This window comes from Desulfitobacterium sp. LBE (assembly GCF_007830365.1).
Lineage (GTDB): Bacteria > Bacillota > Desulfitobacteriia > Desulfitobacteriales > Desulfitobacteriaceae > Desulfitobacterium > Desulfitobacterium hafniense.
Map to the genome: position 1 here is coordinate 2,028,162 of NZ_VLKD01000001.1, position 19,604 is coordinate 2,047,765.

A 19,604-nucleotide genomic window follows, 5' to 3' on the forward strand; every position below is an offset into this window, starting at 1 on the left:
CCTCATATAAATTGCTTCATGTAAATCGTTTCATGCCAATCACTTCAGTAATTGCCACCAGCTTCAGCCTGTACATCACCTCAGCTACGCTGGTTTCCCAAAGAAATTTAAAGAAGCCCGACTCTCTTGAAAATGGTATCCACATGCTTCGTATGGTAGCTGTAATCGAAAAGTTCGGCAATTTCCTCTTCGCCTAAATACTTCCGAATATCCTGATCCTTAAGCACCAAGGATTGGAAAGCCTCCTTAGTCTCCCAAGCCTGCATAGCATTCCTTTGGGTCCAGGCATAAGCGTCTTCTCTGCTCAGTCCTTTTTCCACCAAGGTCAGCATAACCCTTTGGGAAAAGATCAGGCCAACTACTTTATTGATATTTTCCTGCATGGTTTCCGGGTAAACCCGCAATCCCTGGATCAGCTTAATCATTTTATCCAGCATATAATCCAAGGCAATGGTGCTGTCCGGCAGAATAATCCGCTCCGCCGAGGAATGGGAGATATCCCGCTCATGCCAAAGAGCCACATTCTCTAAAGCCGTCTGGGCATTGCTGCGGATAACCCTGGCCATACCGCAGATTCTTTCCCCGGTAATGGGGTTTTTCTTATGGGGCATTGCCGAAGAGCCCTTTTGTCCCTTGGCAAAAGGTTCCTCCACCTCATGAACATCGGTGCGCTGAAGATTGCGCAGTTCTGTGGCTATTCTGTCCAAGCTGCTGGCTACCCCGGCCAGAGCAGTCACGTAAAAGGCGTGGCGGTCACGCTGCACTACTTGGGTGGAGATGGGATCCGCCTTTAATCCCAGGGACTCACAGACCCATTCTTCCACAAAAGGCTCAACATTAGCAAAAGTTCCCACTGCCCCGGAGATTTTTCCCACCCGAATCTCCTCCCGGGCAAACTGGAGGCGGCTGATTTGGCGTTTAATCTCCTCGTACCACAAGGCAAATTTCAGCCCCATGGTGATGGGTTCCGCATGGATGCCATGGGTTCTCCCCATCATCAAGGTATCTTTATGCTCAAGAGCTCTCTCTTTCAGCACTTCTTCCAGCCGTACCAGCTTCGCCAGCAAGATGTCCGCAGCTTCCACCATCTGCAGGGATAAAGCCGTATCCAGAACATCTGAAGAAGTGAGACCCAGGTGAATGTATTTAGCTTCCTCACCTACATATTCCGCTACATTGGTGGTAAAAGCCAGCACATCATGGTGGGTGATCTCTTCAATTTCCTTGACTCTTTCCCAGGAAAACGCCGCCCGCTCACGGATCACCTTAACTGCATCTTCCGGAATTCTGCCCAGCTTTGCCCAGCCTTCACAGGCTGCTATCTCAATCTTGAGCCAAAGCTCCAGCCGATGTTCATCCGTCCAGATCCTCCCCATCTCAGGAAGGGTATACCGTTCAATCATCTGCAAACCCCTTTATCGGTTATTTAGAATAAAGAAAACCCTGAAAGCACTGCTTTCACACCTGTTGCTTCGCCCGAAGACACTGTCGACCCACTTATTTGCCCTAAACGCATACTTGCAAATGAGGCGAAGTCGCTGTTCATAAAAACCGGATTACTTCTGAAGTTTCTCCTGCAGAGCTTTATCCTTCTCTTCCACCCCTTGCGCCATCTTGACCCGGTAGTTATGCAAAGCTTCTTTCAACTGATCATCAGCATTGGCCAGCATCTGAACCCCTAAGAGTCCGGCATTCTTAGCCGCGTTGATCCCTACAGTTGCCACAGGAATGCCGGGAGGCATCTGGACGATGGCATAGAGGGCGTCCACACCCTCCAAGGCGCCGCTGCGAATAGGTACCCCGATCACCGGCAGAGTCGTCGCTCCGGCCACGACACCGGGCAAGTGGGCAGCCATTCCTGCCCCCGCAATAATCACCTTGCCCCCCTGTCCTTCAAATTCCTTAACCCAATTCAAGGTTCTTTCCAGAGTTCGATGAGCAGAGGACACCTTGACCTCAAAACTTACCCCGAATTCCTTCAGGACTTTGATAGCATCCTCCATCACGTTAAAATCCGAATCACTGCCCATGACGATACCAACCAAATTCATATTGCTTCCTCCCTTTGCTTTGTCCCTTGTTTCATTAATCGGTAATACGATTATCCTCTAAAATAATTCACGCCGCCTGCAAAGATCGGCTGATATTTATTCCCGCTGATATTGATGGCCACACCTTCACCCACACGCTCGGAGTGCCCCATCTTGCCCAGGACACGGCCATCCGGACTGGTGATCCCCTCAATGGCTTCATAGGAGCCGTTGGGATTGTAAAGAACTTCGTTGCTGGGACATCCTTGGTGATCCACATATTGAGTGGCCACTTGTCCCCTCTCCATCAGCTTCCTGACCACATCCGGGCTGGCCACAAACCGGCCTTCCCCATGGGATACAGGGATGGTATGAATATCTCCCAACTCCATCCCACTGAACCAGGGAGATAAGGTGGAGACCACTTTGGTCTGCACCATACAGGAAACATGGCGTCCGATTTTATTATAGGTTAAGGTTGGCGCCTCTTCATCCAGATCCATGATTTCCCCATAGGGCACTAAACCTAATTTGATCAAAGCCTGGAACCCGTTGCAGATTCCCAGCATTAAGCCATCTCTTTGCTTAAGCAGTTTCATGACCGCTTCTTTGATGCGGGGATTGCGGAACATCGTGGCGATAAATTTACCGGAACCGTCCGGCTCATCCCCGGCACTGAAACCGCCGGGGAGCATAACCATTTGTGCTCTTTCTATCCCTTTGACAATCCCGGCAATAGACTCTTCCACATGGTCAGGGGTCAGATTGCGAATCACTAAGGTCTCCACCACAGCCCCGGCTTTGGTGAAAGCCCGTTCTGAATCATACTCACAATTCGTCCCCGGAAAAACAGGGATAAACACCCGGGGCTTGGCCAGTTTAATGGCTGGCCGTTGTGAATTTCGTTCACCAAAAGAAATCTTTTGCGGCTGATCTACGGTTGCAGTTTTGGTGGGGAAGATTCTCTCCAAGGGTTTTTCCCAAATTGCCAAGGCTTTATCCAGGAAGATTTCCGCTTCATTCAGTTCGATGGCAGGCTTTTCCTGAGTGCTGCCCAGAACCATATACCTGACTTCGCCAAGGGCATCCCCGAGCTCAACTGCTGCGGGAATTTCCAAAATAATGGAGCCATAATCCGTCCGGAACAAATCCGCCCCGGCCATAGGTGAGCTGAACTTCATGCCGATCCTGTTGCCAAAGGCCATCTTCGTAAGAGCAGCAGCCAGCCCCCCCATTTTTACAGTGTGGGAAGACAGGACTTTACCCCCATGAATCAGTTCATGAACTTTATCATAATTCCCGGCGAGATGTTCAAAATCTATCACTTCATCCTGATCCCGCCTTGCCGGAACCAGGACCACCTGGCTGCCTGCCTGTTTAAACTCCTGAGAAATAACTCTATCTGTATTTAACACCCCTACTGCGAAAGCCACTAAAGTGGGAGGCACATGCCGATCCATGAAGGTTCCGGACATGCTGTCCTTACCGCCAATAGCGGGAATTCCCAGCTTCTTTTGGGCATAGAAGGCTCCTAAAAGAGCAGAGAAAGGTTTGCCCCATTTCTGAGGATCCTTGCCCAGCTTTTCAAAATACTCCTGCAGGGTTAAGCGAATGCTTCGATAATCGGCTCCCAGGGCCACCATTTTCGTAACCGCCTCCACCACGGCATAGAGGGCACCGTGGAAAGGACTCCATTGGGCACATTGGGGATTATATCCGTAGGTCATCGCCGTCGCCGTGCGAGTATCTCCGGACTCCACAGGAATCTTGGCCACCATTCCTTCGGCCGGGGTGGCTTGATATTTTCCGCCAAAGGGCATCAGCACTGTATTCGCGCCAATGGTACTATCGAAGCGTTCCACCAGGCCTTTTTGACTGCAGACATTCAGATCCTGCAGATTGGCTAACCAGGCATCCTCTAAGGCCATTCCTGCTAAACTCATATCACCTGCCGCTGCCCCTGATGAGCTGTCGGCGGCAGCACCTGAAGCGGTCTCTCCGCTTCTGCCCCCTTGGGGAAGCTGTCGGAAATAATTCTCGCTGCTTTCCGGAAGCAGCACAGATACATCCGTCTTTTGCTTCACGCCGTTCGTGTTCAGAAACTCCCGGCTGATATCCACAATGGTTTGGCCCCGCCAGGTCATATTCAGCCGGGGATGCTCACTGACCTTAGCCACTAAAGTGGCCTCCAGGTTTTCCTCATCCGCATAGCCGACGAAAGCTTCCAGGTTTTCCGCGGCGATGACCACCGCCATCCGCTCCTGTGATTCAGAGATAGCCAGCTCCGTACCATCCAGGCCCTCATATTTCTTGGGAACTGCGTCCAGATCGATCTCTAAACCATCGGTTAATTCACCAATAGCTACCGACACCCCACCTGCCCCAAAGTCATTGCATTTCTTAATCATCCTGCTGACTTTAGGGTTGCGGAAGAGGCGTTGTATTTTTCTCTCCGTGGGGGGATTCCCCTTTTGCACTTCTGCTCCACAAGTGGCCAAAGATTCCGTAGTATGCTCTTTGGACGAGCCCGTAGCCCCTCCGCAACCATCCCGGCCGGTACGTCCTCCCACTAAAACCACCACATCCCCGGGTTTAGGCGCTTCCCGCACCACATTTTCCCTGGGTGCCGCGGCGATAACCGCGCCGATCTCCATCCGCTTGGCGATAAAACCTTCGTCATAAACTTCGGCAACTTGTCCGGTGGCTAAGCCGATTTGGTTGCCGTAAGAACTATAGCCGGCTGCAGCAACTGTAGTAATCTTTCGTTGCGGCAGCTTTCCAGGCAAGGTTTCCTCTACTTTGGCCCGGGGATCGCCGCTGCCGGTAACCCGCATGGCCTGATAGACATAAGTCCGCCCGGATAAAGGATCCCGGATGGCCCCGCCCAGACAGGTGGCCGCGCCTCCAAAAGGCTCGATTTCCGTAGGATGGTTATGGGTTTCATTTTTAAACATGACAAGCCATTCTTCACTCCGGCCATCTACATCCACATTGACAACAATGCTGCAAGCATTAATTTCATCAGACTCGTCAAGATCCTGAAGAAGTCCCTTCTTTTTCAGCTCCTTCATGCCGATCACAGCCAAATCCATCAGACAGACATCCCGGCTCTCAGCCTTTTCCCCATAAACCAACCCCCGGGACTCCTGATATTCCTCATAGGCTTTGCGAATAGGCTCCGCAAACTCCCCTTCCGCGATGACGATATTTTGCAATTGGGTAAAAAAGGTAGTATGGCGGCAATGATCCGACCAATAGGTATCGATAACCCGAATCTCCGTAATGGTGGGATCCCGTTTCTCTTCATCCCGGAAATACCCCTGACAGAAAGCCAAATCCTCCAGGCTCATGGCCAGGCCTGCTCCTTGATAGAACTGTTCCAGCTCTGTTTGCGCCATCCCTGTGAAACCCTCAATGGTTTCCACATCCTCAGGCAGTTCAGGAACAAAGGCCAGGTTTTCAGGTTTCTCCAAACCGGCCTCCCGGGATTCCACCGGATTAATGCAATACTGCTTGATGCGCTCCAGTTCAGCTTCTGTGATCTGCCCCTTAAGAACCATCACTTTCGCAGCAGCAATCTCCGGACGCTCCTTTTGGGTAAGAATCTGAATGCATTGCCTTGCTGAATCCGCCCGTTGATCATATTGACCGGGAAGGTACTCCATGGCAAATACACGGTCTTGGGGAGCAAGCTTAAGTTCTTCATCATAAACCCAATCCACGGTCGGTTCGGAAAAAATGATCCTTCTGGCCTGAGCGTATTCTTCAGATGTAATACCTGCCACATCATAGCGGTTGATGATCCTTAAATCTTCCAAGTTTTTGATGCCCAGGTTTTCCTGAATATCCTGCAGCAGCCCCTGGGCTTCGATATTAAAACCAGGCTTCTTCTCCACATAAATACGCTTTACGCTTTGCAGTTCCATGATACCCTCCTGTTCAATGTCTTCTTAGCTATTACCCACTAACCAATGAAACAATCATTAGTGAAAAAAAGACAGGTAGATTCCACCTTGCTTAAAAAGAGTGAAACCTACCCGCCTGGGCTTGTCTCCACGACTATCCGCCACCAGGCTCCACTCTTGAGCGGGTGCAAGTGACGAAACGTCCTGGACATAGGAAATATGCTTCCTTTGTCCCATGGGTGTGATCCGACAGCAGACCAAGGTCCATTCCTTAAAGAATCCACCTTAGCAGGCAACCGTCAGACCTGTGCCCCTCGGGCAATACCCTGGGCACAGTTTCGCTCATAGTCAGGCCATTTACGGCAGCCCGGTAGAAACTTGCGGACCCTATCTCCGCGATTATATGAACGCCCTATTTAAATTTTTTGTTTGCTTTGCAGTAGCTATCTTCTGGAATAATTGTACCGTTTCTTAATTCATCGGTCAACACTTTTTCGAACATTTTATTGTTTTTAAACAAAATCGTTCGACTTTTTTACAAGAACTCCCTGCCCTTTCCGCCTGCAAATATCCTCTCCGATCTGTAGCTTCTTTAAATCTTAAGAATAGAATACTACAGGATCAACCGGAGCCTTATTGGAATCCTGAGAAAAAGAACCTTGAGAAAGAATCCTTAAAAAGTTAGAGTGCCTAAAGTTGAACCACAGTGTTAAAGGAGGCCGAAAAATTTGACTCATAGTTTGCTGGCTTGGGTGAGCATGCCGGCAATTGACTCCTCGTTGCGGGGTGATATTGCTGTCTATCATATGGAATCAGAAAAGCTTCTCGGGATGATTCCCGTGGGGATCGGCCCCGGATACTTAGCCTGCTTTCCGGAAGGTAAAAAACTTTATGTCCCCAATCGCGGAAGTGCTACCCTTTCCGTAATTGATTGTGACTCCTTCATTGTAAAAAGGACCATCCCCGTCGGAAAAAATCCTCAAGCTCTGGTAATCGATTCTGCAGGTGCCAAGGGGTATGTTGCCGGCCCTGAAGAGCAGCTCATCTCGGTTATCGATCTGCATAAAGATGAAGTCATAAATACCATTCCCTTAAATTTATACCCCAGCGGCCTTGCTCTATCCAGTGATGGCAAAAAACTTTATGTATCCCACCAGGCTGGCTGTTCCATTTCCATCATCGACACAGAGCATCATCAAGCTGCGGACACTTTTCATCTCAAGGATTACCCAAAGAATTCTCCTTTATCTTCCCCAGACCTAGCTTTATCCCCCGTAGGCCTGGCCTTATCTCCTGACGGTACCCTCCTCTACCTCATTCTATCCCCTGAAAATCGGGTTTCCGTAGTCGACCTTGGCCTGCGGGGGGAAGTCGCCTCAATCCCGGTAGGCCGGAATCCCCAGCGGATTGCGCTCCATCCCAGTCGGCCCCTCGCTTACGTTACGAACCATGATTCCGATTCCATCAGCATTATCTCCACCTACGAACATCAGGTACTTGCAACCATACCGTCACTATCTGCTCCTCGTGAGCTTACCCTGACTCCGGAGGGTTCCCAACTCTGGGTAACCAATGGTTGCCAGCTTACTCTGATCGATACTGAAACCAAGGCAATCATCAGCACTCTCTATGCCCCGCTCTCAGTCCAAACCCGTCAAGGGGTTGCCATAAGTGAGAGCCATCGTCAATTGCTTCTATCTGAGGTCCTCCCCTGCAACACTCAAAGGCCCTATTCCTTTGTCACGGAAAAGCTCTATTTTAAACCGCCTAAGCCCTTTGACCTTACCATTCATCACCAGTTCCCCATACCCGCAGCTATTGCCGAAGGATTAATCTTTGAGGAGGCCGAAGTCAAACATCATTCCATCAGTATCCTCCCCATTCCACTTCGGCCTAATTATCATCATCTCACCTTTTCCCTGCGGATTCCTTATAAAATTATTTATCGAGATGAGCAAAACCAGCTTCACGAGCTAAAGGATGCTATCCACCATGTGCTCTCTGCCGTAGAAACCCATCTTACTCCATCTCGAATCAAACAGAATTTCAACTTAAGGATCTTTACTCAATCCGAAGTCATTGGCAAGTCCGTTCCCACCCCCAACTCCCTGGACCTCATTATCCGGACCCAGCTTGTGGCCATGCAGCAGATCCACCCCACAGAATAAACCAAAGGGCTCCTTACACAATCCGTGTTAAGGAGCCCTAAAATTTCCTCGTTCATACTGTAATCATCGGTAGAAAATCTCCCCCCTGCTGTAAAATATGAGCTTGCCGGTAAACAAAGTCAGAGTTTACACTCCAGGTATGATCCATGCGATCCCCATGACGCATGTAAACATAATTATAGCGATCCGCTCCATAGATCAAGATATTCCGTCTCGTGCACTCCTGAAGAAATTTCACATCCTCCCCTAAGTTTACGGAGGGAAACCTCACCTTCCCGAAAACCTCTCTCTTGATCATAAAGGTCCCCCCCGACAAGGACGGTCCCCTTGTATAACGGTTTTCAAAAAACACTCCTTCCTCAAGGGAGTAGGGAACGGCGATAGGCAAGCGGATCCCTAAGGCAAAATTGGACTCAAAATAAACAAAATGGACCCCTTTACCCACAATCTGTGCATTGGTATATTGGAAAGCCAGCATCAGATCCTCTAAGAAAAAGGCTCCATAATAGTCATCGTCATCCATTTTCCCGATATAATCATACTTGGCCATGTCGATACCATAATTAAGACAATCCCCCAGAGTGTAGCTCTCGTTTAAAACTAAAAACCGGATCTCTGCCAAATCCTTTAACTTCTCATAATAGATCTCAGGCCGGGCGCGGGAGGTGTTGATAATCACGATGTATTCGACCTTCGGATAGTGTATGCGCTGAAGGTTAGCATAGATATTTTGTAAATACTTTGGCTTAGAAGTGGGTAAAATGATGGACACCCCGGGCCTCTCTATCCCTTGGTATTTCTCCCGAAGTTTTCTGATTTGGCTTTTCTCCTTCTCCATGCGGATTAGTTCATCCATAGCCTCGCTCCTATTTGTCATAATACTGTCTCTTCTTTTGTCACTCTGCTCCATTCTATGCAATCTTTCTAAGGAAAACCTACAAAAGCACAGCAAAATGCCCTTCCAAAAAATTCATTTTTCGCCAAGTGCCCCTCAAATTACTCCCCCAGAATAATTTGACCTTCTTAAAAGATAAAAAACTTCTAAGATTCTGTATAAGAAAGAGGATTCTCTTCATTTATTGTGAATATATTAACTAGAGAGGATGATTCACTTGAACAAAAAAAGCAGAACCTTAGTCATTACACTTTTCTTGGTATGCATCACTTTGCTGGGAGGAAACCACTTTGCAGTCAGTGCCTCCGCTCTCCAGGCTAATTCCGAGGCCCCTCTCCTAACCTATAAAGGCACCCATGGTGTGGAGATTCGCAGCTACGTACCCGGTTATGACCTGGACAAGCTCAAAGAAATCTATGATGAATTTGCGAAGAATACCATAGGGGAGGAAATCGCTTATTTATCCCACATCAATCTCTACCCTGATTATCCCAGAGGGACGAATACCGTAGGCATGTGGCACGGGGAGTGGTTTAGAGACCAGATTGCTCCAGGGCGCTATATTGATCTTTTTGGCGTGGGGGATGATAATCCCTATGTCCTCAATACCCTCTCTCATGAATACGGGCACCATTTTCTTTATTATTATCTGAATAAAAAAGAAGGCATATCCAATAATTATCTTGATTCTGAATACGCAAAAATCCGCAATCTCAACCACTATACAGAAATCGACAACGGTGACCACTGCTGGTCAGCCGTGGAAATTGCTGCCGAAGACTATGTACAACTTTTTGGCAGTCCAAATTTAACCCGGATCCGTTCCTATCAGTATACCCCCCAGGAAAACGCTCATCTGCCCCTGGCCTGGGAAGTTCCCGGGCTCTATGATTATTTTGTCAATCTTTCCGGACTTAAGGGTAAAGAAGATCGGGATGCCCCCAGTATGCCCTTGCTTCAACTCACCGAGGTAACTTCCGAAGGACTCTTTTTCCAATGGGATGAAGCCACAGATGATTCCAGGGAACCTCTCATTTACTCTATGGTGGGGGTAACTCACCCTACTGAAGATTCTACCGTCAAATATCTGATGAGTATCACCAAGGAAAACAATTGTTATAAATCCTCACTCAGCAGAAGACAATTAAGGGAGGACCGTATTAAGGACATCCTGGTCAAGCTTATTGTTATGGACCAAAGCGGCAATGCCGTATCCAATAACATACAGATTGATCTAAGTCGTCCTGAGGACTACTTCTTCCTGATGCCTTCTCCGGTTCTGTACCTCAAATAATTACATGATAATTACAAAAATTTAAGCGGTTAAGATTTCATTAGCATGAAGTCCTAACCGCTTTTTCATTCGGGTCTATAAGTTCAATTTTCGTAGTAGTTCCCCAAAAATCCCAATCGTCTCATCCTTGTATCGGATCTGTTCAAACCTGGGATCAGTGCCATGAACCGGCTAAAGACTCTTACAAAAAACCAACACCGGCTGAATCGCAAACTGATACCCTTCAACAAACCATTACAAGCTTTTGATCATGATATCGACTAATATCGATCAAAAGCAGATGGGATAAGAGGGTGTTAAGCTGTATTTTGTCTTAGCTAAACCAATTTCTTTATCTTCAGATTGGCAAGCGCTTGCCAATCTGCCGAGACTGGCAGTGGGAACCATTTTCCATAAGGAATCAGACCTCTGGCCTCCACCAGACGGCAATCGGTTTCATCCTATCCTCCGCCACGGTTCCTGCCTTAATCAGGAAAACGCAGTTCATGGTCATGGCCGCTCATCCTTTTAGGTGACTTACTCATAGGATATGAGGCCAAGGTCTCAAATGTGACAAATCTTATTATTATTTTATTTATTAGTCAATCTCTTCCTTCGCCTGAGTGACCATACCTTCCCCTGGTCGAATACCGTGCCTTCTCCGTCCAGAATACAGGGCTGCTTTGCACTATCGCTCTATCCTATTCATTTACCCTCATAGTATAATAGCGGATTCCCCATATCCAAACGCTCGCCGAGAGCCTGCAGGCCAAGCGTATTTTCCATGATTTAAAGGCTTAAGCCCTATAGAGCCAAAGTAGAGCCAAGGACAAAAAAAGAGCCGGCAACCCTTTATACATACGGGTTTCCGGCTTTTCCATTCTTACTCCCACTCAATGGTCCCAGGGGGTTTTGAGGTAATGTCATACACTACCCTATTGACACCCTTCACTTCGTTGACGATGCGGGTGGAGATTTTCTCCATCAGGTCATAGGGAAGTCTTGCCCAGTCCGCCGTCATAGCATCCTCGCTGGTCACGGCGCGGACAACGATGGGATAGGCGTAAGTCCGGCCATCTCCCATGACGCCAACGCTTTTTATGGTAGGAAGTACAGCGAAGGATTGCCATACCTCTTTGTAGAGTCCTGCATTACGGATTTCTTCCACGATGACGGCATCAGCCTCCCGAAGAATGTCCAGCTTTTCTTCCGTAACCTCGCCAATAATGCGAATCGCCAGTCCCGGTCCGGGGAAAGGCTGCCGCCAGACGATCTCGTCGGGGATACCTAATTCAGCACCTACTTCACGAACCTCATCCTTAAAAAGCATATCCAACGGCTCAATCAGCTCAAACTGCATATCTTCAGGAAGTCCGCCCACATTATGATGGCTCTTGATGGTTTCGGCGGTATCCGTACCACTCTCCACAATATCCGGATAGAGGGTGCCTTGAACCAAGAAATCAATCTGTCCTAATTTGCGGGCTTCATCTTCAAAAAGGCGGATGAACTCATTGCCGATACCGATCCGTTTGGTCTCAGGATCGGATACTCCGCCGATCTTGGCCATAAAACGCTCCCGGGCATCCACAAAAATCAGCTTAAGATGGAACTGCTCCGTAAAAATCTTCTTGACCTGTTCCGGCTCATTCTTACGCATAAAGCCATGATCCACAAAGACGCAGGTCAGTTGGTCGCCGATGGCCTTGTGAACAAGAACGGCTGCTACAGAGGAGTCTACACCGCCGCTGAGGGCGCAAAGGACCTGCCGTTCTCCCACTTTCTCCCGAATAGCTTTGACTTGGGCGTCGATAAAGGACTCCATCGTCCACTCCCCATGACATCCGCAGATATCAAACAAAAAGTGCTTAAGCATGGCCTGCCCGTCTGGAGTATGCTTTACTTCCGGATGGAACTGTACTCCGTAAAAATGACGTGTTTCGTCCATCATAGCAGCTACCGGGGTATGGTCTGTATGAGCGGCGATAACGAAGCCTTCAGGAAGCTCAGTGACTGAGTCCCCGTGGCTCATCCAACATTGGCGTTCTCCCCCCAGGCCTTTCCACAGACCCTTGGCCTGATCCACATGGAGCATAGCTTTGCCATATTCCCGAACTTCGGGATGCATTACCTTTCCACCCAGCTGAACCGTCATCAACTGCATACCATAACAAATACCGAAAATAGGAATGCCTAATTCATAGATGGCCTCATCCACCTTGGGTGCCCCTTCTTGATTGACGCTGGCAGGTCCGCCGGAAAAAATAATTCCTTTGGGGTTTCTTGCTTTAATCTCCTCCACAGGTGTTTTATATGATATCATCTCCGAGTACACATGAGCTTCTCTGACACGCCGAGCAATCAGCTGATTATATTGGCCACCAAAATCCAGAACCAACACGAGTTCTTGAGCCATCTTTGTACCTCCATCCTTTTTATCAAAAATTCATAAAAACAAACAGTATGCTTAAAAGAGCTCGGCAAATCTGCCGAAGCTCTATTCTTGTTCATGCTTCAACTTCTTCTTTTAGCCTTCTGAGCTATAAGCTTCCGGCTTTAGAATACCAACATAGGGCAAATTGCGATAGTGCTCATCAAAATCAAGGCCATATCCTACCACAAATTCATCGGGAATCGTAAAACCATTATAATCCGGCACTACCTCAGCCTTGCGGCGGTCCGGCTTGTCCAGCAACGTAACCACCTTGATACTGAGCGGATTCCGGGCAGCCAGATTCTCTTTTAAGTACTTCAGAGTCAAGCCAGTATCAATGATATCTTCCACAATCAATATATGGTGATCTTCTACACTTCGCTCCAAATCCTTGAGAATCCTTACTACACCGGAAGAATGCGTAGAAGCGCCGTAACTGGAAACAGCCATAAAATCATACTTTAAAGGAATTCTAATCTCCCTAATCAAATCCGCCATGAAGGGAACTGCCCCTTTAAGAATTGCTAGAACTAATAAATTCTGGTCTTTATAATCACGGGTGATTTCCTCACCCAGCTCCGCGACACGTTTTTGAATTTCTTCACGGCTGAGCAACACTTTGCCAATCTTTTCTTCCACCCTAATAACACCTCCGCCAACTAAAAGTCATTCTAGAAATAAAATTATAACAGAGGCATTACATCCAGTCAAACGAAAAGCGAACGATTTGCGGAATCTAAACTCCAAAGTCCGGGGAGAGAAAGTTAAAAGAAAGAGGCCTTCCAAATTCTCAGAAGCCTCTTTCCGCTGACACAAATTAAACCTTTCTCATTTGATTTTCTCAGGAAATTATCCCTCGTTAATTATTAATGGGTACAGAAATATTCATCGTTTCACCGTAATCTTTAAACTCCATCATCAAGGACATCATCTGACCATCTGTCTTGCTCTTAGCTTCGATAATGACGCGGTGAATCAGTTTATCTCGTTTACCAATGAACATAATATAGGCGAAATCGGTCCAACCATCTTCCATGATTTGATTTTGAATTGTAGGGCTAAATTTCAATACCCAAGTATTTACCTTATCCAGCTTCTCTTGTCCCTGAAGCACCACCTCACCATACTCTTTAAATTGCAGAGATGATAATGGATTGAGCTCCGCCAGAAAGGCTTCATGGGCAGCCGGGACACTGGGATACCGAATCCACCGTTTAGTAAATGGGTCTTGCATGTAGAGACCTTCACTGGTGAGAATCATTTCCGTTTTTGTGCCCACAACCTCCCCTGAGATTCGAGTGTTCCCACCGTCCTTTTCTCCTAAAATCTGATTGAGTATGCGATCCTTTCCTTCTACCGTTTGATGTTGGATCATAGTGTAGCGAAAAGAGGTCGCCTGGGTCAATTCTTCTAGGCCGTGTGTAAGCAACTCTATGGGGTCGGGTTTCCATAAAAGTTTCCCCGCAATTCCCCCTAGTAACACGGTACTGATTAAGATGAGTAACAGTATGCCTCTTTTCTTCATATGCTGGCCCCCCTGGCGGAGTTCTTATCACACTCTATGTATTTTCAGGTTGCCTTATTCCATGGTAAATTTTACAGGGCGGCAATAATAATCTCTCGACAAGCCGTAACCTCTTGTCATCCATGTACATATATTAAATCAAGGAATAACAAAAAATCTCCCCTATTTCTCACTCTTATGAAGCCACTGCGGCGTGGCAAGAACTCGAAAGGGGATCAATCTTTATGTTATTCCGTAAAAGAAACACTTGGCTTTGCCAGGATAATGCGCAATTGCCTAATAACAGTCCTCAGTTATGTCGAAGTGATGTGCAATTGCCTAATAACACTCCTCAGTCTCGTCAAGGTGATGTGCGATTGCGTAAAAACAATCCTCGCTTTTGCCAAGGTAATGTACCATTACGCCAAAATAATACGTCTATCATGGCTTTATTCTGCAGCCTTCCTTTGGGGACCAAGCTAGACGTGAGAGCTGGAGATCGCATATGGAGCGGCAACTTTTCCGGAGTTTCTAACTGCGTTATCACTTTAGCAGAAGCACAGCTCCTCTCCGATTCGTTCAAACCGATTATTGGAACTAAGCACAGTATTCGGATTCCCGTCTCAGACATTAGCTTCGTCAGGGAAGGATGTATTCAAAGATGGCCGTGCGTAGTGAGAAACTGCAATTGCCACTGCATCTCTTGACCATTTGAAAGATTGGACACACATGTGTAGATTAGATACACATGTGGTCCAATCTTTTTTCTATAAAAAAACTGAGAATCACGAAATACGTGATCCTCAGCACCTTTTTAGGTTTTAATGTGTAATTTTAGCAACGTGAGGCAGCCAGCCGCGATTGATCATCAATTGCAGGAGACGATAGTTCCAATCCAGGCTTTCATCCAGGAATTTGCGGAACATAATTCCAATATGCAATTGATAGGAGTTCTGCAAAGCAGCCAGGATATTAACCTGAGCCGCCTTGGCCATAGTTCCAACGGCAGCCGCAATTTCCATATCTGTCATTCGAGCATCTTCAGGAATATTCAACTTCTCCTTATGCTTTTTATGATTGGTGAAATGGAATTGAGGAACCTGAGCATTGCTTTCTTTCAAAAGTCCTTCACACTCTTCAATTAAAGGGCGTGTAAGCTTTTCCATGGCTTCTTCGATACGTTCTTTCAGTTCAGAATCCTGGGCATGGTTATACATAATCTCCAAAGTACATAAATTATGTCGTCCTTGAGAGATTATACCATAAATACCCCCGCCTTCAAGATAGTTAACAGGTTCCCGGTCGACAATACCTTGCACTGTCGCCCGTGTAGCGGATTGAACTTTATCCATTATGGTCATAGAGCCACCTCCTTGAAATAACTTCACATAGCTATTAATGTACATTTTTAAAGTATTTATTCTTTATTAAAGATACTTACTTGCTCTTATTTCTTTTACTGCTCTTATTAATCTTGTCACAAAATTTTTATTTAGGGCCATAATTATTGCACAAGCGGACTTTACCTACTCGAAAGAGAAAAAGGCCTCACAAGAAGTTCTTTCTGAACCCTGTGAGGTCTGGTCTGGTTTGTCGTATAAATTATATGTTCCAAAAGGAAGTAAGGTTCCATGGGTGTTAGTGTGGTGTTAGTGCACTAGAACATGCCGCCCAGTCGGCAAATAAAGCCTATTGTTAATTTATGCTTATAATGATTTGTATGTCTGCGTTACCCTTATGTTACTTCTCACGTACTGTTAAATCATTAAGTGTTTTAAAGTCATCAAGTCCTTTTCTCATTTGCTCACACGCATCCACAAAACCATTATAATTAACGCTTCTATCTTCCTCATTGAGCAGCCTGATTCTTTCATTAAACACAAACAAACAATTTTCTAAGCGTGTATATATTTTATCATAATAATAAACCTCGAATTCCTTCATAAAATTAATTACCTCACTTATACAGTCATTTCTTGTTGCCTTCATTGGCATAAATAGGTATAATTCAGTTGGGCATTACCCTTTAGGGTAATTCTATAAGAAGCCAAATGCTCTGGGGAGGGTAGCTGGCTTCTTATTATTTTTTGGTTTTTTGATTTTTGGGTTTCTTTGTTTTTTTGATCCTTTAATTTCTTTGATCTGATTTTGTTTTCTTCGCCTTCAGAGATTTAACTTTCTAGTCCATCATCCTTCCAAAACGCGCATTTCATTCCGACTCATAGCCATACCTTTAATCGTAATCCTGCTCAGCATAAATCCTATTGCTTCATCCCAATATTACTACCCTTTAAGAACATATATTTCTTATATATTAGAACATATGTTCTGATATTGTTCAAGGGGTAATTTGTCGAATATCCTCTACGTTCAGTTTTCACCAGCTGCCAAGATCTTCTGTAATTTTAATGTATGTCTATAGACGGAATTTCCTGATGTTTGTCGGAAAAGCGAAAAATATCTCTATTAAGAGATGATTTTAAGTCTTATCCATGATCTATTTCCTTATGATTCTTAATTTGTACCGGGATAGACTTTTTGTCCAGGCTCATCAAATAACTTTTTGCTTCCTCATATAATTCATAGGCCAGCTCAACAAACATCTTATAGGTGATAAACATCTCTATATACTTAGGCAGCAGTTGGTACCCTCTCTCGACCACAAATCTAAACTTCTCTTCACCCGTCAGCAATGCATACTCTTCTGCTTGCTTTTCCAATCTCAACATCAGCGAGAGTAATATCTTTCCCGCTTTCGCCCTTCCCTGGCTGACCAGATAAATAATAAAGGCTGCCATAACAAGCAGCAGCCCCCAAAAATCCTGAACATAACCTAATGCAGTTTCCATAGCCCATTCCCCCCTTATAATCCTAACTTTGCCGTCTCGATTCGATCACTGCCGGCATAGTAGTAATTCCCGTTACCGTTTATCCCCAGTACCCCAATCCAGTGCTTATTTTTGGCATGAACTTCATCGGCAAAGGCCTTATGGATCATCGGACATTTCAATTTAAAGCTGAGCAAAAGCGCGGTCCCTACATCTCCGTCGGCATAAACCACAAGATTATCCACCTCATTCTCTCTTTTCAAATCCGCAAATAACCTTACCCACGGAAATTTAGTTCCTGGGCAATTCGGCCTATTGACACTGTCAATGCGATAATGGCCGATTATATGATTTATGTCCAGTATCCTCATCTTTGACCATCTGTAATATACGACCGTTTCTTAGAACCAGGTAATGAGCACTTACTTGGGATTTTGGGTTCTGCATCCAGCTTAAGCAGCCAGGATAATAACCGGCAGTGGTATGGGCCACAATGGCCAGCGGCTTGCGGCCATTGCGCCCGGATCTAAAGTTCGGTGTACCTACCCATTCAATTTGTGGCGTTTAACTTACTCTCCTTTCTGCTCGATGCGGTCAATCCTTTTATGAGCTTGTTTGGATGACTCTTCAACTCGGCTAAGGCGTTCGCCCATGGTATCCATGCGTTGCCCTTGTGCCCGTTGCTCTATCCGGATATCGTCTACCCCACGTTTTAAATATTCCATGTCCGTCCGGATTACTGTATCTATTTCTGCATCTTTTCTTACTTCGTTTTTAGCTTCCTTTGCCCTTGCCGACCAGCCTAAGATGATTCCAGACAAAGTTGCCGCAATCCCAATTAGTGCTGTAATAAGTGTAAAGTCCAAAAAGCATCACCTCTTTCAAGCCTGTACATTATATGAATTTTGCATCAGTATTGTGACTAACCTGCTTTTGAGCATAAAAAATACGCCCTGTGTGGCGTTATTCTTGGTGTTGCGCAAAAAGGGTCTATTACGCAGCAGCGTCTATCATGGCCCGAACTTCTGCTCTCCACCGGATTGGCACATTTTCTACTTGCCAAAGCCCTGCTTGGATCAAATCAAAATAGATTTTTGCCATTATTCAGCACCTCCGATCATGCTGCCCAGTTCTGCCAAGGCAAGCTGAATCTCCATTTTGTCCATCTCTTGTGTCGATGCTAACTCAGCAATGGCTAGTTTAATGCTTAGGCTTTCCTGCTTAAGACTATTGTTTTCAGCCTCCAGTCTGTCTACCTTTACAGATAAAGGCTGCTCAAAAATGGGGTAATTAAACACCAGATTCCCGGTCGCTAAGTCAACCCTCCAAGAGTTCGCTGTCAGGAAGTCGCTGGAGTACTGCCCGTATTCGAGTTGAATTACACCTATCGATTCTGGACTATAAGCTTGTAAAGCCTGATACATAGCAAGATCCTGCTCTTTGGTTGTATCGATCCCGTTTAATTTTTCTAATGTGGTCAATACCACATTACCCGTGGGTAATTCGTAGTATATTTTTCTTCCTATCACAAAAATGCATCCTCCTTATTTTATGCTAATATAAAGAAAATTGTCCCTGAAGAATATCCGCTTACTGAAGATGAATCTTTATAATGTGCAAACCTTCCTGTTACTTGCCCAGGACTAAACACAACATCAGAAAATTCAACCCAACCTCCATATGAACCATTCACTCTAGCAGTTAAATAATCACCGTAAGCTAAATGTCCAGATTTTTCATTAACACCTTGACGATGCGTAGCTGAAGCGAATACTTGTCTTGGTGTAAAATTTAAATTATCTATAGTGAAATATTCGCTATAAGTGTATCCATAGGAAGAAGTACTCGCAGAAATAGAAAAACTAACGTTTTTTGCCGCATAAGAAATAGGTACAAGAGTCCCAATCTTACCAAAAATATTTACACCTTCTTTAATATTAGCCGGAATTAAATTCGGACTCCCCAAAATCGTCTGCACTCCACTCAAATACTGCTCTGTCGCAATGGTCTGATTCGTTGTGGTGGGGGTGTAGGTCTGCGCCCCCTTACTGGGGATAGTGCCAGTCAGCTTTGTTTTAGCGTTGTCACGGTAAAAGGTTTTCCCGCTTAAGACATCGGCTGCAACAGCAGTTCCAGTGAGCTTAACACCCCCTTTACCCTGTAAGATAAAATTTGTGCCATCATACCGTAGAGTAAAGACTCCGCCTACTGCCAAATCTCCTGATTCAACATTTGTTCCGTCAGGATTTTTGATAGATTTTGCGCCCTTACCGTTCCAGTTAAGAGTAGCAGCGCCCGTGTTGGCAGCATGGATTTTAACTGCAATGGCCACTCCAGCCACCAGAGCAGGCAAAGCAGGAGTCGTAGCTGCCGTATAAGCGTTCGCACTCCCTGCGGTCACAGCATACGGTATTTGTTGCGTAAAATCCGCCAAGTGCGTAGCAAGGGTATCTCCTTCGGCGTTGATCAATACATTCTCGGCAGTGGTAATCGGCAAAACGGAATCCCAGCCATTGTTCGTTGCATTGCGCTTTTTTATAACTGTGTTGTATGTGGCCATTTTAAGC

16 protein-coding genes, 1 pseudogene and 1 riboswitch are annotated in these 19,604 nt (G+C 46.1%); of the genes and pseudogenes, 2 read left to right on the forward strand and 15 right to left on the reverse strand.

Features of this window, described 5'->3' with window-relative positions; all coding sequences use genetic code 11:
- Positions 1–107: 107 nt before the first annotated feature.
- From purB to DESLBE_RS09610, 3 genes are all read right to left on the reverse strand, one after another.
- Complete coding sequence (gene purB, locus DESLBE_RS09600) at positions 108–1,403, reverse strand: adenylosuccinate lyase (protein WP_144676449.1); 1,296 nt, start codon at positions 1,401–1,403, stop codon at positions 108–110.
- A 153-nt stretch (positions 1,404–1,556) separates the two neighbouring features.
- Positions 1,557–2,051 carry a 5-(carboxyamino)imidazole ribonucleotide mutase gene (gene purE / locus DESLBE_RS09605; protein ID WP_005817242.1) on the reverse strand — a complete coding sequence of 165 codons (495 nt, stop codon included), beginning with the start codon at positions 2,049–2,051 and terminating at the stop codon, positions 1,557–1,559.
- Positions 2,052–2,101: 50 nt separating this feature from the next.
- On the reverse strand, positions 2,102–5,956 hold the full coding sequence (locus DESLBE_RS09610; protein ID WP_144676451.1) for a phosphoribosylformylglycinamidine synthase subunit PurQ: 3,855 nt from the start codon (positions 5,954–5,956) through the stop codon (positions 2,102–2,104).
- 304 nt (positions 5,957–6,260) lie between these two features.
- Positions 6,261–6,362, reverse strand: a riboswitch (purine riboswitch).
- 301 nt (positions 6,363–6,663) lie between these two features.
- Between DESLBE_RS09610 and DESLBE_RS09615 the strand changes: the two genes are divergently transcribed.
- Complete coding sequence (locus DESLBE_RS09615) at positions 6,664–8,103, forward strand: YncE family protein (RefSeq protein ID WP_243131277.1); 1,440 nt, start codon at positions 6,664–6,666, stop codon at positions 8,101–8,103.
- A 52-nt stretch (positions 8,104–8,155) separates the two neighbouring features.
- Here DESLBE_RS09615 and DESLBE_RS09620 read toward each other — a convergent pair whose 3' ends face one another.
- On the reverse strand, positions 8,156–8,959 hold the full coding sequence (locus DESLBE_RS09620) for a glycosyltransferase (RefSeq protein ID WP_144676453.1): 804 nt from the start codon (positions 8,957–8,959) through the stop codon (positions 8,156–8,158).
- Positions 8,960–9,206: 247 nt separating this feature from the next.
- Between DESLBE_RS09620 and DESLBE_RS09625 the strand changes: the two genes are divergently transcribed.
- Complete coding sequence (locus DESLBE_RS09625; RefSeq protein ID WP_243131278.1) at positions 9,207–10,292, forward strand: hypothetical protein; 1,086 nt, start codon at positions 9,207–9,209, stop codon at positions 10,290–10,292.
- A gap of 862 nt (positions 10,293–11,154) precedes the next feature.
- Here the strand turns inward: DESLBE_RS09625 and guaA are convergent.
- The 11 genes and pseudogenes from guaA to DESLBE_RS26995 form a co-directional block, all read right to left on the reverse strand.
- Positions 11,155–12,687: a glutamine-hydrolyzing GMP synthase gene (gene guaA / locus DESLBE_RS09630; protein ID WP_018213724.1), complete on the reverse strand. Its 1,533-nt coding sequence runs from the start codon at positions 12,685–12,687 to the stop codon at positions 11,155–11,157.
- Between the two features lie 111 nt (positions 12,688–12,798).
- On the reverse strand, positions 12,799–13,344 hold the full coding sequence (hpt, locus tag DESLBE_RS09635) for a hypoxanthine phosphoribosyltransferase (protein ID WP_005817255.1): 546 nt from the start codon (positions 13,342–13,344) through the stop codon (positions 12,799–12,801).
- A gap of 220 nt (positions 13,345–13,564) precedes the next feature.
- Entirely contained in the window at positions 13,565–14,230 is a 666-nt protein-coding gene (locus DESLBE_RS09640; RefSeq protein ID WP_144676457.1) for a hypothetical protein, read from the reverse strand.
- Positions 14,231–15,030: 800 nt separating this feature from the next.
- The gene (locus tag DESLBE_RS09650) at positions 15,031–15,570 is read right to left on the reverse strand and encodes a DUF3231 family protein (RefSeq protein ID WP_072772112.1); all 540 of its coding nucleotides are present in this window, start codon (positions 15,568–15,570) and stop codon (positions 15,031–15,033) included.
- Positions 15,571–15,949: 379 nt separating this feature from the next.
- Positions 15,950–16,153: a hypothetical protein gene (locus DESLBE_RS09655; RefSeq protein WP_015943421.1), complete on the reverse strand. Its 204-nt coding sequence runs from the start codon at positions 16,151–16,153 to the stop codon at positions 15,950–15,952.
- A 542-nt stretch (positions 16,154–16,695) separates the two neighbouring features.
- Positions 16,696–17,058: a hypothetical protein gene (locus DESLBE_RS09660; protein WP_144676459.1), complete on the reverse strand. Its 363-nt coding sequence runs from the start codon at positions 17,056–17,058 to the stop codon at positions 16,696–16,698.
- Positions 17,059–17,072: 14 nt separating this feature from the next.
- Positions 17,073–17,592, reverse strand: a pseudogene (locus tag DESLBE_RS27425) (N-acetylmuramoyl-L-alanine amidase).
- Positions 17,593–17,606: 14 nt separating this feature from the next.
- A complete protein-coding gene (locus DESLBE_RS09670) occupies positions 17,607–17,903 on the reverse strand; it encodes a hypothetical protein (protein WP_015943419.1) in 297 nt (98 codons plus the stop codon).
- 127 nt (positions 17,904–18,030) lie between these two features.
- Positions 18,031–18,138 carry a CD1375 family protein gene (locus DESLBE_RS27280; protein ID WP_282433451.1) on the reverse strand — a complete coding sequence of 36 codons (108 nt, stop codon included), beginning with the start codon at positions 18,136–18,138 and terminating at the stop codon, positions 18,031–18,033.
- Positions 18,138–18,566, reverse strand: coding sequence for a hypothetical protein (locus DESLBE_RS09675; protein WP_072772109.1), 429 nt, complete (start codon positions 18,564–18,566; stop codon positions 18,138–18,140). Before DESLBE_RS09675 ends, DESLBE_RS27280 begins: the two co-directional genes overlap by 1 nt.
- A gap of 20 nt (positions 18,567–18,586) precedes the next feature.
- Positions 18,587–19,597, reverse strand: coding sequence for a hypothetical protein (locus tag DESLBE_RS26995; RefSeq protein ID WP_243131279.1), 1,011 nt, complete (start codon positions 19,595–19,597; stop codon positions 18,587–18,589).
- Between the last annotated feature and the right edge of the window lie 7 nt (positions 19,598–19,604).

Excerpts from the sequence above, each read along its gene's own strand:
- purB (WP_144676449.1), bottom strand. The coding sequence starts at position 1,403 with ATGATTGAACGGTATACCCTTCCTGAGATGGGGAGGATCTGGACGGAT.
- guaA (WP_018213724.1), bottom strand. The coding sequence starts at position 12,687 with ATGGCTCAAGAACTCGTGTTGGTTCTGGATTTTGGTGGCCAATATAAT.
- DESLBE_RS09620 (WP_144676453.1), bottom strand. The coding sequence starts at position 8,959 with ATGGATGAACTAATCCGCATGGAGAAGGAGAAAAGCCAAATCAGAAAA.
- DESLBE_RS26995 (WP_243131279.1), bottom strand. The coding sequence starts at position 19,597 with ATGGCCACATACAACACAGTTATAAAAAAGCGCAATGCAACGAACAAT.
- DESLBE_RS09655 (WP_015943421.1), bottom strand. The coding sequence starts at position 16,153 with ATGAAGGAATTCGAGGTTTATTATTATGATAAAATATATACACGCTTA.
- purE (WP_005817242.1), bottom strand. The coding sequence starts at position 2,051 with ATGAATTTGGTTGGTATCGTCATGGGCAGTGATTCGGATTTTAACGTG.
- DESLBE_RS09625 (WP_243131278.1), top strand. The coding sequence starts at position 9,207 with ATGATTCACTTGAACAAAAAAAGCAGAACCTTAGTCATTACACTTTTC.
- DESLBE_RS09660 (WP_144676459.1), bottom strand. The coding sequence starts at position 17,058 with ATGGAAACTGCATTAGGTTATGTTCAGGATTTTTGGGGGCTGCTGCTT.
- DESLBE_RS09650 (WP_072772112.1), bottom strand. The coding sequence starts at position 15,570 with ATGACCATAATGGATAAAGTTCAATCCGCTACACGGGCGACAGTGCAA.
- DESLBE_RS09640 (WP_144676457.1), bottom strand. The coding sequence starts at position 14,230 with ATGAAGAAAAGAGGCATACTGTTACTCATCTTAATCAGTACCGTGTTA.
- DESLBE_RS27280 (WP_282433451.1), bottom strand. The coding sequence starts at position 18,138 with ATGGCAAAAATCTATTTTGATTTGATCCAAGCAGGGCTTTGGCAAGTA.
- DESLBE_RS09610 (WP_144676451.1), bottom strand. The coding sequence starts at position 5,956 with ATGGAACTGCAAAGCGTAAAGCGTATTTATGTGGAGAAGAAGCCTGGT.